This window comes from Bradyrhizobium sp. ARR65 (genome assembly GCF_000472385.1).
Classification (GTDB): Bacteria; Pseudomonadota; Alphaproteobacteria; order Rhizobiales; family Xanthobacteraceae; genus Bradyrhizobium.
In genome coordinates this window covers 106,872-120,895 of sequence record NZ_AWZU01000015.1, presented here as the reverse complement: position 1 = coordinate 120,895, position 14,024 = coordinate 106,872, and the positions used below count along the sequence as shown (strand labels likewise).

The 14,024-nt window shown below is 62.6% G+C and carries 6 protein-coding genes; 1 reads left to right on the top strand and 5 read right to left on the bottom strand.

From position 1 onward, the window contains the following. Positions 1–102 precede the first annotated feature (102 nt). Positions 103–1,611 carry a flavin-containing monooxygenase gene (locus F758_RS0118295; protein WP_024509221.1) on the top strand — a complete coding sequence of 503 codons (1,509 nt, stop codon included), beginning with the start codon at positions 103–105 and terminating at the stop codon, positions 1,609–1,611. Between the two features lie 243 nt (positions 1,612–1,854). Here F758_RS0118295 and F758_RS0118285 read toward each other — a convergent pair whose 3' ends face one another. The 5 genes from F758_RS0118285 to F758_RS0118265 form a co-directional block, all read right to left on the bottom strand. Then, the gene (locus F758_RS0118285; protein ID WP_024509219.1) at positions 1,855–3,360 is read right to left on the bottom strand and encodes a sensor histidine kinase; all 1,506 of its coding nucleotides are present in this window, start codon (positions 3,358–3,360) and stop codon (positions 1,855–1,857) included. 15 nt (positions 3,361–3,375) lie between these two features. Beyond that, a complete protein-coding gene (locus F758_RS0118280; RefSeq protein ID WP_024509218.1) occupies positions 3,376–9,660 on the bottom strand; it encodes a HAMP domain-containing protein in 6,285 nt (2,094 codons plus the stop codon). A 360-nt stretch (positions 9,661–10,020) separates the two neighbouring features. After that, positions 10,021–10,854 carry an MlaD family protein gene (locus F758_RS0118275; protein ID WP_024509217.1) on the bottom strand — a complete coding sequence of 278 codons (834 nt, stop codon included), beginning with the start codon at positions 10,852–10,854 and terminating at the stop codon, positions 10,021–10,023. A gap of 79 nt (positions 10,855–10,933) precedes the next feature. Continuing rightward, entirely contained in the window at positions 10,934–13,144 is a 2,211-nt protein-coding gene (locus tag F758_RS0118270; protein ID WP_024509216.1) for an acetate--CoA ligase family protein, read from the bottom strand. A gap of 140 nt (positions 13,145–13,284) precedes the next feature. Next, on the bottom strand, positions 13,285–14,001 hold the full coding sequence (locus tag F758_RS0118265; protein ID WP_024509215.1) for a DUF1614 domain-containing protein: 717 nt from the start codon (positions 13,999–14,001) through the stop codon (positions 13,285–13,287). Positions 14,002–14,024: the final 23 nt, after the last annotated feature.

Genomic DNA, 14,024 nt, shown 5'->3' with positions numbered 1-14,024 from the left:
AGCAATTGATCTAAATCATTTTGCGAGGCGTCGCCGCTAAGCGACGACCGGAGAACATTAAGGTCCGGAAAGAGACCAAGTCCAGGGAACGGAAGCAACCAAATGAATATCGAGACCGCGCGATCGATCTCCAATCTCACGGCCCCAACACCCGAACATTTCGATGTGCTGATCGTCGGCGCCGGCATTTCCGGCATCGGCAGCGCCTATCATTTGACGACCCAGCTTCCCGGCACGAGCTTCGTGATCATTGAAGCGCAGGAGAGCTTCGGCGGCACCTGGATCACGCATAAATATCCGGGCATCCGCTCCGACAGCGATCTCCACACCTTCGGCTATCGCTTCAAACCCTGGGTCGGCCCTCCGATCGCGACGGCCGCCGAGATCCTTTCCTATATGGGCGAGGTGATCGAGGAGAACGATCTCGCCAGGCACATCCGCTACAGGCACCGCATCCTGTCGGCGAACTGGTCGAGCGAAACCAGGCTCTGGACCATCGCGGCGGAGAAGACGGACAGTGGCGAGCGCGCGACCTTCACTGCGAATTTTTTGTGGATGTGCCAGGGCTATTATCGGCATTCCGAAGGGTACACGCCGAATTGGCCGGGCATGAACGAGTTTGATGGCCGTATCGTGCATCCGCAGCGCTGGCCCGACGAGCTCGATCTGACAGGAAAGAATGTCGTCGTGATCGGCTCCGGCGCGACGGCGGCCACGCTGATCCCCAACATCGCCGAAAAATGCGAGCACGTCACCATGCTGCAGCGCTCGCCGACCTATTTCCGGCTCGGGCGCAATGCCATTGAGGTCGCCGAGGAGTTGCGTCGCCTGCAGGTGAAGGAAGAATGGATCCACGAGATTGTCCGGCGCAAGATTCTTTACGAGCAGGATGCCTTCACCAAGCGCTGCGTGGCCGAGCCGGAGCAGGTGAAGAAAGAGCTGATCGGCCAGATCACCGCTGTGCTCGGGCCGGACTATGATGTCGCTGCCCATTTCACGCCGCGCTATCGGCCGTGGCGCCAGCGCATCGCGTTCGTGCCCGATGCCGATATGTTTTTAGGCATCAAAAGCGGCAAGGCCTCCGTGGTCACCGACGAGATCGAGCGCTTCACCAGGAAAGGCATTTTGCTCAAATCGGGCAAGGTCCTGGAGGCTGACATCATCGTCACGGCGACGGGCTTCAACCTCAATGTGCTCGGCGATATCGATTTTGAGATCGACGGCAAGCCGCTCGATTTCTCGCAGACCGTCACCTATCGCGGCATGATGTTCACCGGCATTCCGAACATGGCCTGGGTATTCGGCTATTTCCGCGCAAGCTGGACATTGCGTGCCGATCTCGTCGCGGATTTCGTCTGCCGGCTGCTCAAGCACATGAAGCAAAAGGGCGCCGGGAAAGTCGAGGTCGCGCTGCGGCCCGAGGACCACAACATGCCGCTATTGTCCTGGATCGATCCGGAGAACTTCAATCCCGGCTACATGATGCGCAACATGCATCTCTTGCCCAAGCGCGGCGACAAGCCGGAGTGGCAGCACAGCCAGGATTATTGGGCCGAGAAGGACCAGATCCCGGCGATCGATCTGGACGACAAGGCGTTCGTGTATGGGTGAGGTATTGCCGTCATTTCCAGCGAAGCAAAGCGATCCGGACTTTCTCCGCGGATGCAGTCTGGATTGCTTCCGCCTACGCGCAAAGGCGCTTCGGCGGGACTTCACGCCTCGCCATAGCTCGCGCAGCGAGCGACGGCGGGTCGTCGCTTTCGCTCCTCGCAATGACGGAGAAGGCGACGTCGCGCAGCATTCGCTGTGATGGCTGTCGCGGCGGCGCCGCTTTCGTACAGAACGGCGGAAATATCACTCCGCCGCGCCGGCCGATCGCAGCAGTGGCTCTCGGCCGCTGCCGTTGAAGCCAGCATGAAGATTGATCTGGCCCGCCGGGAAATCCTTGCCCAGCGGTACCGATAAACGGCAAATAAGGCCCTCCGCGCGCCAATCGAAGTCGGCCCGCCCGCCGAGTTGCGACTCGATGCTGGCGATCACGCTGCGGGTGCCGAAGCCGCGCGATATCGGCGTTTGCACCAGCGGTCCGTCGCGCTCTTCCCAAAAGATTTGCAGGAGATCGGGCCGCACCTCCCACCGGATCTTCAGCCGGCCGGAATGCGAGGAGAGCGCGCCGTATTTGGCGGAGTTGGTGACCAGCTCATGGACGGCCAGCGCCAGCGTCTGTGCGGTCGCGGGCTCAAGCTGCAATTCCGGCCCATAAAGCTCGATCTGTTCGCCGGTGGAATAGGGTGAGATCTCCTCGTCGACCAGCCGTCCGATCTCCGCGCCCTGCCAATTCGAGAGTGAGAGGATGGTGTGGACGCGCGCCAGCGCGCTGATCCTTCCCTCGACCGCCTGGATGTACTCCTTCAACGTCGCCCCGCGCGTCAGCCGCACGATGGACTGCGCCAGCGCCAGCGCATTCTTCGCGCGATGATCGACCTCCCGCGCAAGCAGGTTTTGCCGGTCCTCCGCGCGTTTGCGTTCGGTGATGTCGATGGTGACCCCGCTCACCCGCACCACCCGGCCGGTCCGATCGACGGATGCGGCCGCAGTGCCGACGCACCAGCGCTCCTCGCCATCGGGGCGCACGATGCGGAATTCCGTTTCATAGGCGTGGGTGCCGCGCTCGAAATGGCTGACCGCCTTGCGCAACCGCTCGAGGTCATCCGGGTGCAGCAGCTTCTTGATGTTCTCCGAGGTAACCTCAAAGCTCCTGGGATCAACGCCAAAAATCCGGTATTGACCCTCGTCCCACATCCAGTCGCCGTTGACCCAGTCCCAATCCCACGACCCCATCTTGCCGGCGGCGAGCGCCATGCTGCGGCGTTGCTCGCTCTCGACCAGCTTGGCGTTCGAGTTCTCCAGCTCGGCCGTGCGGGCGTGGACGCGGTCCTCGAGCTCGGCGTTGAGCCGCTCGAGCTGTCTCGTCTTGCGGTAGAGCTCGGCAAAGACCTTGATCTTCGCGCGCAACACTTCGGGAACGACGGGCACCGGAACGTAATCCACCGCCCCCATCTCGTAGCCGCGCAGACGATCGAGATCGCTGACCTGGATGGCCGAGATGAAGATCATCGCCGTCTTCTGAAATCGCGGATGCTCCCGGATCATGGCGGCGAGCTCGAAGCCGTCCAGTTCGGGCATGCATACATCGACGAGAATGACAGCTACCTCGTTCTTGAGCAGATATTCCAGAGCTTCGCGGCCGGAGGTCGCGACCGCGAGATTCTCGCCGAGTTCCTTCAGGATAACTTCATAGGCGAGCAACTTGGCCGGCTGGTCGTCGACCAGAAGAATGTTCACCTTTTCATGGTCCATCATGGAAGCCATCGATCAGCGGTGCAGCCACATGCGAATGGCAAGCAGCAATTGCTCGGTATTGACGGGTTTTGCGAGATAATCGGAAGCGCCTGCCTCCAGGCATTTCTCGCGGTCGCCTTTCATCGCTTTCGCGGTCAACGCAATGATCGGCAGCCGTCCGAATGACGGGTTCTGCCTGATTGCGCCGATCGTTTGATAGCCATCCATCTGCGGCATCATGATGTCCATGAGCACGATGGCGATCTCCGGGTTCGACTCGACCAGCGCCACCGCCTCGCTCCCCGTCGTTGCGGTCAGAACCTTCATGCCGCGCCGTTCCAGCACGCTCGAGAGCGCAAAAATGTTGCGCGCGTCGTCGTCGACCAGAAGCGCGGTCTTGCCGACCAGATCCTCGTCGGAACTGTTCAGCTTTTCCAGCATCCGCTGCTTTTCGATCGGCAGTTCCGTGATCACGCGGTGCAGGAACAGCGAAGTTTCGTCGAGCAGGCGTTCCGGCGATTCCACCCCCTTGACCACGATACTGCGCGCCATCGTGTGGAGTTCCGCATCCTCTTCGGGGGAAAGCTCGCGCCCCGTGAACACCACGACCGGAACATTCGACAGGATTTCGTCGTTGCGGATCTCATCCAGCACCTCGAACCCGCTCATGTCGGGAAGGCGCAGGTCCAGCACCACACAGTCGCAAGGCATTTCCCGCATCAATGACAGCGCGCCGCTGCCGGTATCGGCCGCGAGGATCTCGATGTCGTCGTGGTGCAGCAGTTCGCGGATCGAGAGCTGCTCCGCCTCGTTGTCCTCGACGATGAGGAGCCGCTTGCGGCGTGGTTTGGCATACTCCTTGATCTGCGCCAGCGCGGCGGAGACGCCTTCGGTCGTGGTCGGCTTGTTGACGAAGGAGAAGGCGCCACGCGCCAGCGCATGTTGGCGATCTTCATCCAGCGTGATGATCTGAACCGGAATGTGCCGCGTCAGCGGATTGTGTTTCAATTGGCTCAGCACCGTCCAGCCCAGCATGTCAGGCAGGAACACATCGAGCGAGACCGCCGCCGGCTGGTATTGTTTGGCAAGATCCAGCGCCTCGGCGCCGCGCGCCGCAACCAGCACCTTGAACCCCTTGTCGCGTGCGAGATCGACCAACACGCGCGCATAATGCGGGTCGTCCTCCACGATCAAGAGAATCGTGTCGCCTGGCTCGAGATTGAGACGGTCGTCGGGGAGCTGCTCGATCGTGCGCTCCTGCGTCGGGGTCTGCAGTGCGGGCGTGCCGCCATACGAGGAGGACGTGACCTGTGCGCGCGCTGCGATGGTCGGGCCGGAATATTTGAGCGGCAGATAGAGCGTGAAGGTCGAGCCCTTGCCGGGCGCGCTCTTCAAGTGAATCTCGCCGCCGAGCAGGCTCGCAAGCTCGCGGCTGATGGCAAGGCCAAGGCCCGTGCCGCCATATTTGCGGCTGGTGCCGGCATCCGCCTGCTGGAAGGCCTCGAAGATCAGTTTTTGCTTCTCCAGGGGAATGCCGATGCCGGTGTCGGAGACCTCAAAAGCGATCACGGCGGGCGCTGTATTCAGCACTGGATGATCGCCGCTCCACCCCGACAGCGCGGCTCCGACCTTGAGCTGCACGCCGCCTTCTGCCGTGAACTTGAAGGCGTTGGACAACAAATTCTTCAGCACCTGCTGCAGACGCTTGGAATCGGTGACGATGCTGCGCGGCAGGTTGGGGTCCACCTCGATGGTGAACGACAGTTGCCGGTTGTCGGCCTCATGGCGGAATGGCCGCCCCACCGTCTCCAGCAGGTTCGAGGTGAGGATCTCCTCGGCGTCCACCGTCACCGTCCCGGACTCGATCTTGGACAGGTCGAGAATGTCGCTGATCAGGTTCAAGAGGTCGGTTCCGGCTCCGTGAATGGTGCGGGCGAATTCGACCTGCTTGGGCGTGAGGTTGCCGTCCGGGTTTTCGGTGAGCTGCTGGCCGAGAATGAGGATCGAATTGAGCGGCGTGCGCAGCTCGTGCGACATGTTGGCCAGGAATTCGGATTTGTACTTCGACGTCAGCGCAAGCTCGGTCGCCTTTTCCTCGAGCGCGCGGCGCGCCTGCTCGATTTCCTGGTTCTTGCGTTCCACCTCGACGTTGCGTTCGGCGAGCTGCTGCGCCTTCTGCTCGAGCTGCTCGTTGGTCTGCTGCAATTCGCGCTGTTGCGCCTGCAATTCGCCGGCGAGCTGCTGGGACTGCTTCAGCAGTCCTTCGGTCTGCATCGTGGCTTCGATCGAGTTGAGAACGATGCCGATGGAATCTGTGAGCTGCTCGAGGAAAGTCATCTGCGAGGTGGTGAAGCTGCTCAACGACGCAAGCTCGATCACCGCCTTGACCTGGCTTTCGAACAATACCGGCAGGACAACGAGATTCCGTGGCACGACGCGCATCAGGGCGGATCGGACCGGAACAGTGTCGGCCGGAATGTCGGAGATCAGGCGCTGGCGCTTGTCCAGGGCACATTGGCCGATCAGCCCCTCGCCGAACTGCATCGCTTCCGGATGCGGATAGTTGCCGTCGGCGGCATAGGTCGCAAGCAGGCGCAATCGCGAGCTGTCCTCGTTGTCGACCTGGTAGATCACGCCCATATGGGCGTTGACCAGCGGGGTCAATTCGGTCAGCAGCAGCCGGCCTACGGTGGTGAGATCGCGCTGGCCCTGCAGCATATTGGTGAAACGGGCAAGGTTCGTCTTCAGCCAATCCTGCTCGGTGTTGAGCTCGGTGGTGAGCCGCAGGTTGGTGATCATGGTATTGATGTTGTCTTTCAACTCGGCGACTTCGCCGCGTGCATCCACCTGGATCGACCGGGTGAGATCGCCCTTGGTCACGGCCGTGGCGACTTCCGCGATCGCGCGCACCTGCGAGGTGAGGTTGGCGGCAAGCAGGTTGACGTTGCCGGTCAGATCCTTCCAGGTTCCGGCGGCGCCGGGCACGTTGGCCTGCCCGCCGAGCCGCCCCTCAACGCCAACCTCGCGCGCCACGCTGGTGACCTGATCGGCGAAGGTCGCGAGCGTCTCGGTCATGTTGTTGATGGTTTCGGCAAGGGCCGCGACCTCGCCCTTGGATTTCACCGTCAGGTTCTGCTTGAGGTCGCCGTTGGCGACCGCGGTGACGACCTTGACGATGCCGCGCACCTGCTCGGTCAAGTTGGCCGCCATGAAATTCACGGTGTCGGTCAGGTCCTTCCAGGTGCCGGCGACCCCGGGCACCTGGGCCTGGCCGCCGAGCTTGCCTTCGGTACCGACCTCGCGGGCGACGCGCGTCACTTCGCCCGCGAAGGCATTGAGCTGGTCCACCATGGTGTTGATTGTGTTCTTCAGCTCAAGAATTTCGCCCTTCACGTCCACGGTGATTTTGCGTGAGAGGTCACCGCGCGCAACGGCCGTGGTCACTTCCGCGATGTTGCGCACCTGGGTGGTCAGGTTGGCTGCGAGCAGGTTGACGTTATCGGTGAGGTCCTTCCAGGTGCCGCCGACCCCGGGCACCACCGCCTGGCCGCCCAGCCGTCCCTCGGTGCCGACCTCGCGCGCGACGCGCGTCACTTCGGCGGCGAAGGAGCGAAGCTGCTCCACCATGGTGTTCAGTGTGTCCTTGAGCAGCAGGATCTCGCCGCGCACGTCCACCGTGATCTTCTTCGAGAGGTCGCCGCCGGCGATCGCGGTTGCGACCTCGGCGATGTTGCGCACCTGAGCGGTCAGGTTCGACGCCATGAAGTTGACGTTGTCGGTGAGGTCCTTCCAGGTGCCGGCGACTTCTGGCACCTCGGCCTGGCCGCCGAGCTTGCCTTCGGTGCCGACCTCGCGCGCCACGCGCGTCACTTCGGAGGCAAAGGCGTTGAGCTGGTCCACCATGGTGTTGATGGTGTTTTTCAGCTCGAGGATTTCCCCCTTCACGTCGACCGTGATCTTGCGCGAGAGGTCGCCGCGTGCAACAGCCGTGGTCACTTCCGCGATGTTGCGAACCTGCGCCGTCAGATTGCCGGCCATCGAATTGACGCTGTCGGTCAAGTCTTTCCACGTGCCGGCCACGCCGGGCACGTTGGCCTGTCCGCCCAGCCGTCCTTCGGTGCCGACCTCTCGTGCCACGCGCGTCACCTCGCCCGCGAAGCGGTTGAGCTGGTCGACCATGGTGTTGAGGGTTTCCTTGAGCTGCAGGATCTCTCCACGCACGTCGACCGTGATCTTGCGCGAGAGATCGCCATTGGCGATCGCGGTCGCGACTTCGGCGATGTTGCGGACCTGCGCGGTGAGATTGCCGGCCATGGAGTTGACGCTGTCGGTCAGGTCCTTCCAGGTGCCCGCAACGCCGGGCACCTCGGCCTGGCCGCCGAGCTTGCCGTCGGTGCCGACCTCGCGCGCCACGCGCGTGACTTCGCCGGCAAAGGCGTTGAGCTGGTCGACCATGGTATTGAGCGTTTCCTTCAATTGAAGGATTTCGCCCGAAACGTTCACGGTGATCTTTTTGGACAGATTGCCCTTGGCCACCGCGGTCGCGACTTCGGCGATGTTGCGGACCTGCGCGGTCAGGTTGGAGGCCATCGAATTGACGCTGTCGGTCAGGTCCTTCCAGGTGCCGGCGACGCCGCGCACCATGGCCTGTCCGCCGAGCTTGCCTTCGGTGCCGACCTCGCGCGCCACGCGTGTCACCTCGCCCGCGAAGGCGTTGAGCTGGTCCACCATGGTGTTGATGGTGTCCTTGAGCTCGAGGATTTCGCCGCGCACGTCGACCGTGATCTTCTTCGACAGGTCGCCATTGGCGACCGCGGTCGTCACCTCCGCGATGTTGCGGACCTGCGCCGTCAGGTTGGACGCCATCGAGTTGACGCTCTCGGTCAGGTCTTTCCAGGTGCCGGCGACGCCGAGCACGTTGGCCTGTCCGCCGAGCTTGCCTTCAGTGCCGACCTCGCGCGCGACGCGCGTCACTTCCGAGGCAAAGGCATTGAGCTGGTCGACCATGGTGTTGAGCGTTTCCTTCAACTGAAGGATCTCGCCCGACACGTTCACGGTGATCTTCTTGGAGAGGTCGCCGCTCGCGATCGCCGTCGCGACGTCCGAAATGTTGCGGACCTGCGCCGTCAGGTTCGATGCCATGAAGTTGACGCTGTCGGTGAGGTCCTTCCAGGTGCCGGCGACGCCGGGCACCTTCGCCTGTCCGCCGAGCTTGCCTTCGGTGCCGACCTCGCGTGCAACACGCGTCACTTCGGAAGCGAAGGAGTTGAGCTGGTCGACCATCGTATTGATGGTGTCTTTCAGCTCCAGGATCTCGCCGCGCACGTCCACCGTGATCTTGCGCGAGAGGTCGCCGCGCGCGACAGCGGTGGTGACGTTGGCGATGTTGCGCACCTGTGCGGTCAGATTGCCGCACATCGCATTCACGGAGTCGGTCAGGTCCTTCCAGGTGCCGGCGACGCCGGGCACGATCGCCTGTCCACCCAGCTTACCATCGGTGCCGACCTCGCGCGCCACGCGCGTCACTTCGGAGGCGAACGAGCGTAGCTGGTCCACCATCGTGTTGATGGCTTCCTTGAGCTGCAGGATCTCGCCCCGCACATCGACGGTGATCTTTTTCGACAGGTCGCCGTTCGCCACCGCGATCGTCACCTCGGCGATGTTGCGGACCTGGTTGGTCAGGTTGTTGGCCATGGAGTTGACGCTCTCCGTCAAATCCTTCCACACGCCCGTCACTTCCGGCACCTGCGCCTGTCCGCCGAGCTTGCCTTCGGTGCCGACCTCGCGCGCCACGCGCGTCACCTCCGAGGTGAACACGGAGAGCTGCTTGATCATCGTGTTGACGATATTGGCCGACTGCAGAAATTCGCCGCCCAGCGGGCGGCCGTCGACATCGAGCTGCACCGTCTGCAAGAGATCGCCCTGCGCCACGGCGGCGACCGCGCGCGTCACTTCGCGGGTCGGCCACAACAGATCATCGATCAGGGTGTTGACGGAATCTTCCATGTCGGCCCAGGAGCCGGAAGCGAGGCCGAACCTGACGCGCTGGCGGGTCTTGCCTTCGCGCCCCACCGCCTGGCCGACACGCTCGAGCTGCTGGGCCATGCGCTCATTGGCGGCAACGATCTCGTTGAAGGTGTCGGCGATCTTGCCATCGACACCGTGATGGTCGCCGCTCATGCGCACCGAGAAGTCGCCGCTGCGCATCGCCTGCAATGCGTGCAGCAGCTCCTGTTGAGGATCCCGCTTCCCGTTTCCGTTGGGTGGTAGCTTTACGCCGCGGCGGCTCGATGATGCAACGGGATCGAGGTCGCTCATGGCATTCCCCCAAAAAAATGCGCGCCGATTTGGGACACAATCTACACAAGAAAGCTTCGGCAGAATTCCAGATCAAGCAATAAAAGGAAGAGGGCAAAAAATGGAACCTGGCCGATTTGGCCTAGAGAAACTAATAGAAAGCATCTGAGTTGGTTCCAGCCGGAATTAAAAAAAGCCGCCATGCAGTCCGGGCGGTGGAGATCCGAGATTGGCGGGAGCCAAACCGATCCGTAGGGGAGCGCTTGGTTCCGCTCCGGAATGAACATTTATTCAGGTTTGCAGCACCCGGCTCCGTCGGCCGCTGCGGGCCATCGGGACACCGTTTTCGCTCCTTCAGCAGGGCGCGGGATATTGGTGGGATTATTGCCGCCTGGGGCTCTGGCGGCGCGGCGCGGCCTGCGAATTGGCCGCCGATTGAGGCTCGAACTTCTGGCTCATTTTGTTGGCAGCGTCGCTGACGTCGAGCAGAGTGCGGCGGCCTTCTTCCATGTAGATTGCCGACTTGCGCCGCAAACCATCGGCCATCTCGCGGATCGACCTGACCTTTTCAAAGAGTTCGCCGACCCTGCCATCCGCCAGGCCCGGCACCAGCCCGTCGATCTTGGTGACCGCGTTGTCAAAGCTGGCAAACGCGCCCTCGGCCTTGTCGATGGCATCATCGATCGCCTCGCCCTTGCTCTTCAATGAAGCCGTATAGCTTTCAAAAGAGAGCAAAGTGTCCTTCAACACGGCCTGGTTGTCCACGATCACCTTGTCGACGTTGTGCAGGGTGTCGGTGATCGATTGTTGTTCGCTCCAATCGGCCGTCAGCACGGGTATGCCGTCCTGATCCAGTGGGACCGGTGGCGCGCTTGCGGCGCCGCCGACCAGTGAGATCGCCGCAAGCCCGGTTAGTCCCTGGAACTCGATGCCGACGACGGTGTCCTTGCGAATCGGGGTCGCGTTGTCCAGCATCACCATCGCTACGATCCTGCGCGGGCCTTCCAGTTTGATCGATGTGATCTCGCCGGAGGGAATGCCGTCGAAGTTCACCGCGCCGCCTTTGCGCAGACCATTGGCCGAGCCGTCAAATACGATGCGCAGAGGACTGCGCTGTTGCGCGTGGCGCAGCTTCTGAACGGAGAGCATGCCGACAACGACCGCGGCGATGACCGCAAGCGTTGTCGTCCCGATCACGAGGTTGGTAAGGCGCATCCTGATTCCGAAAGCCGCATCCGCCCGGCGGCGGAGCGCCGGGACGTTATTGTACGTTCAAGGGGATGAAAGCGGAAGATTAATGACCGGCCGCGTCCTTGGCGGCGGCGTTGTTGAGCACGATCAGCGCGTCCACGGCGACCCCGGTCTTGGTATTGATCAGGAACGGGTTGACGTCGATGGACGCGATACGATTGCCGGCGTCGGCGATCAGGTTGGACAGCCCGACCAGAGCCTTGACCGCCGAGGCCTCGTGCAGGGCGGGCTTGCCGCGATAGCCTCGCAGCTTCACGCCGGCCTTGGTGCGGCCGATCAGCTTGCGCGCTTCCGCCTCATCGATCGGCGCGCCGGCGAGCGCCACGTCCTTCATCAACTCGATCTCGATGCCGCCGGTGCCGAACAGCACCACCGGCCCCATTTCGGCATCGAGCGAGGCGCCGACGACAAGTTCGAGATCGGCCTTGACCTGCTGCGCGATCAGGATGCCTTCAAGTTTGGGCTTGCTCTTCAGCTTCTTCACCCGCGCCGTGATGTCGTCGAAGGCCTTCCTCACCTCGGCTGCGCTGTTGAGATTGAGCATGACACCGCCGATATCGGACTTGTGCAGGATGTCGGGGCTGACCACCTGGGCGACAACGGGAAAGCCGATCTGTTTGGCGATCGTCACGGCCTCCGCAGCGGTCTGCGCAATTCCTTCCTTCGAGATCGGGATGCCGTAGGCTTTCAGCAGCTTCTTCGAGGCGACCTCGTCCAGGGCCGCGCCGCTTGCGTTCTTTAGCGTTTTCTCCAACAGCGCGCGGGCCTGAGGCTTCGAGCTCGAAACGATATCCGGCACGTCCTTGTCGAGCGCGGCATAGTCGATCAGCGCCTGGATGGCGCCGACGGCGCGGTCCATGCCTTGCAGCACCGCGATGTTCGGCAGCGATTTGCGTAAGCCCTTGGTATGGTCGGTGAAGCCGATCGACATCGCGCTGATATAGATCACGGGCTTCGCGGCTTCGCCCGCCATGTCGTTGACGATGCGCAAGCTGCGCTCGCGCAATTCATGCGGTGCTTTCGGCAGCTCGGAGTCGATGATGACGATGTCGGTGTCGGGGTCGTCGATCATGATCTTGATCGATTTCATGTAGACGGAGGGATCGACAACGGCCGCGAATCCGGCGTCCAGCGGATTGCCCACGATCGAGCCAGGGCCGAGCATTTTAGCCAGCTTGGAGCTGGCGTCCCGGCTCAGCGGTGCGAAATTCAGGCCGGCCGAATGAAACGCGTCGATCAGAAGCCCGCGCTTGCCGCCCGACAGCGTCACAGCGGCGAGGCGGTTGCCCTTGGGCAGATCTGCATGGACAAAACACTCGGTGGTTTCGATCAGTTCGTCGAGGCCGCGGACACGGATGACGCCTTCGCGGTTGGAGATCGCATCAAAGCTTTCGATCGAGCCGGCGAGCGCGCCGGTATGCGCCATCGCCGCCGCGCGGCCGCCTTCGGAGGCGCCGAGTTTGAGGGCGATCACCGGCTTGCCGGCGGCGCGCGCCGCCTTGCAAGCATCGCGAAAGGCCTTGGTGTTGCGCACGCCTTCGAGGTAGACGACGATCACGCGAATGGAGGGATCGGCCGCGAAATAGGCCATCAGATCGGGCGTCTCGAGCCCCGCCTCATTGCCTGTCGTCACCATGTAGCCGACGCCGACGGCGCGATCCTCCAGCGCCTGGCGGATCGCCATCACGATCGCGCCGGATTGGCCGGCGATCGCCACCGCGCCTTGCTCCATGGTCACGATACGGTCGTCGATGTTGGTGAAGATCTTTTCGCCGGCGCTCAAATTGCCCAGGCAGTTCGGCCCCGTAACCGCAAGTCCGGTCTCGCGCACGGCGGCCTGCAGCTCGGCTGCAAGCCGCTGGCTCTCCTCGTCCTGCAATTCGCTGAAGCCTGAGGTGACGATGGTCGCTGAACGTGCGCCGGCGGCCGCCGCATCGCGCACCACCTGGACGGCGACGCGCGCCGGCACGAGCACCAGCACGTGATCGGGCTTTTCGGGCAGCGAGGCAAAATCCTTGTAGCAGGTCACGCCCCACACCGTGTCACGCTTGGCGTTAACGGGATAAAGGCGGCCCTCGTAGCCGTATTTGATCAGGTTGTTCCAGATCCGCTCGGCGTAGTTGCCCGGCTTGTCGGTGGCGCCGACCAGCACGATGTTGCGCGGATGCAGCATCGCATGGATGCCCTTGATGACCGGGCTTGCGTCCGGTGACGGCGACCACTTTTCCGAGATGGCGGAGACCTTGGCTTCCATGGCGTAACTTTCCCCTTGTGCTTTTTCTTTCTTTTTCCGCGCGGCGGTGAATTCGCATCACCCTTTCTTGCGAATGTTTATGGACAGTCGGAGAGCGTGGCAACTCACGTCAGGCGATGGGCGCCTTGCGTGGAGGCCGCTCACCAACTTGGTCGCGGCCGCGAAGGTGAGGCGATGCCGGCGAGCAGCACGGCGAGAATGCCGGTCAGGAAAATGCCGTCGAAGGTTCCCGCGCCGCCAATCGAAGCGACAGGCGCGCCGAGCCCGCCGATCCTGCCGAGGTTCATCAGGTCGGCGCCGATCAGCGTGCCCATGGAGCCTCCGATATAGGCGAGCGGCGGGGCATATTCGCGGGAGAGGATAAAGGCGAGAATGGCGGTGGCGACCACCGGTGCAAAGACGGGCACGGCGATGCCGACGCCGTGCACCGGCGTTGCCATGGCATGGATGATGAGCGCGATGACGATCACGGCGATGGCTGCACGCAGCCAGAGCTGATAGCGGAGCACCAGATAGATGGACATCAAAGTCGGGATCACCGCACCGCCGACATTTACGGCCAGCACCGTGCCGGGATAGCGGGTGACCAGCGGCACGACATATTCCATGCCGAAGAAGTCGACGATTTCTCCGGTCTTCACCGTCTCCCCTGGCAGTATGGTGATCGGGATGTTGAAATAGCTGCCGATCAGCGAACCAAACAGCAGCAGCAATGCCGCGCCCGGCCCGACGCCCAGTCGCATATAGGCGTAGCGCAGGATCCGAAGCTGGATCAGGATGATGAGCGCTGCGAACAGCAGGACCAGGATAGAAAACAGGCCCGGCGTCAGCGGCAGGTAATGTATCTGGGAGTCCATGCGTCTCGCGCGCTTCGATTCGG

What these genes read in the sequence shown, in the direction of transcription:
- F758_RS0118275 (WP_024509217.1), bottom strand. Translation starts at nt 10,854, where the DNA reads ATGCGCCTTACCAACCTCGTGATCGGGACGACAACGCTTGCGGTCATC.
- F758_RS0118270 (WP_024509216.1), bottom strand. Translation starts at nt 13,144, where the DNA reads ATGGAAGCCAAGGTCTCCGCCATCTCGGAAAAGTGGTCGCCGTCACCG.
- F758_RS0118295 (WP_024509221.1), top strand. Translation starts at nt 103, where the DNA reads ATGAATATCGAGACCGCGCGATCGATCTCCAATCTCACGGCCCCAACA.
- F758_RS0118280 (WP_024509218.1), bottom strand. Translation starts at nt 9,660, where the DNA reads ATGAGCGACCTCGATCCCGTTGCATCATCGAGCCGCCGCGGCGTAAAG.
- F758_RS0118285 (WP_024509219.1), bottom strand. Translation starts at nt 3,360, where the DNA reads ATGGACCATGAAAAGGTGAACATTCTTCTGGTCGACGACCAGCCGGCC.
- F758_RS0118265 (WP_024509215.1), bottom strand. Translation starts at nt 14,001, where the DNA reads ATGGACTCCCAGATACATTACCTGCCGCTGACGCCGGGCCTGTTTTCT.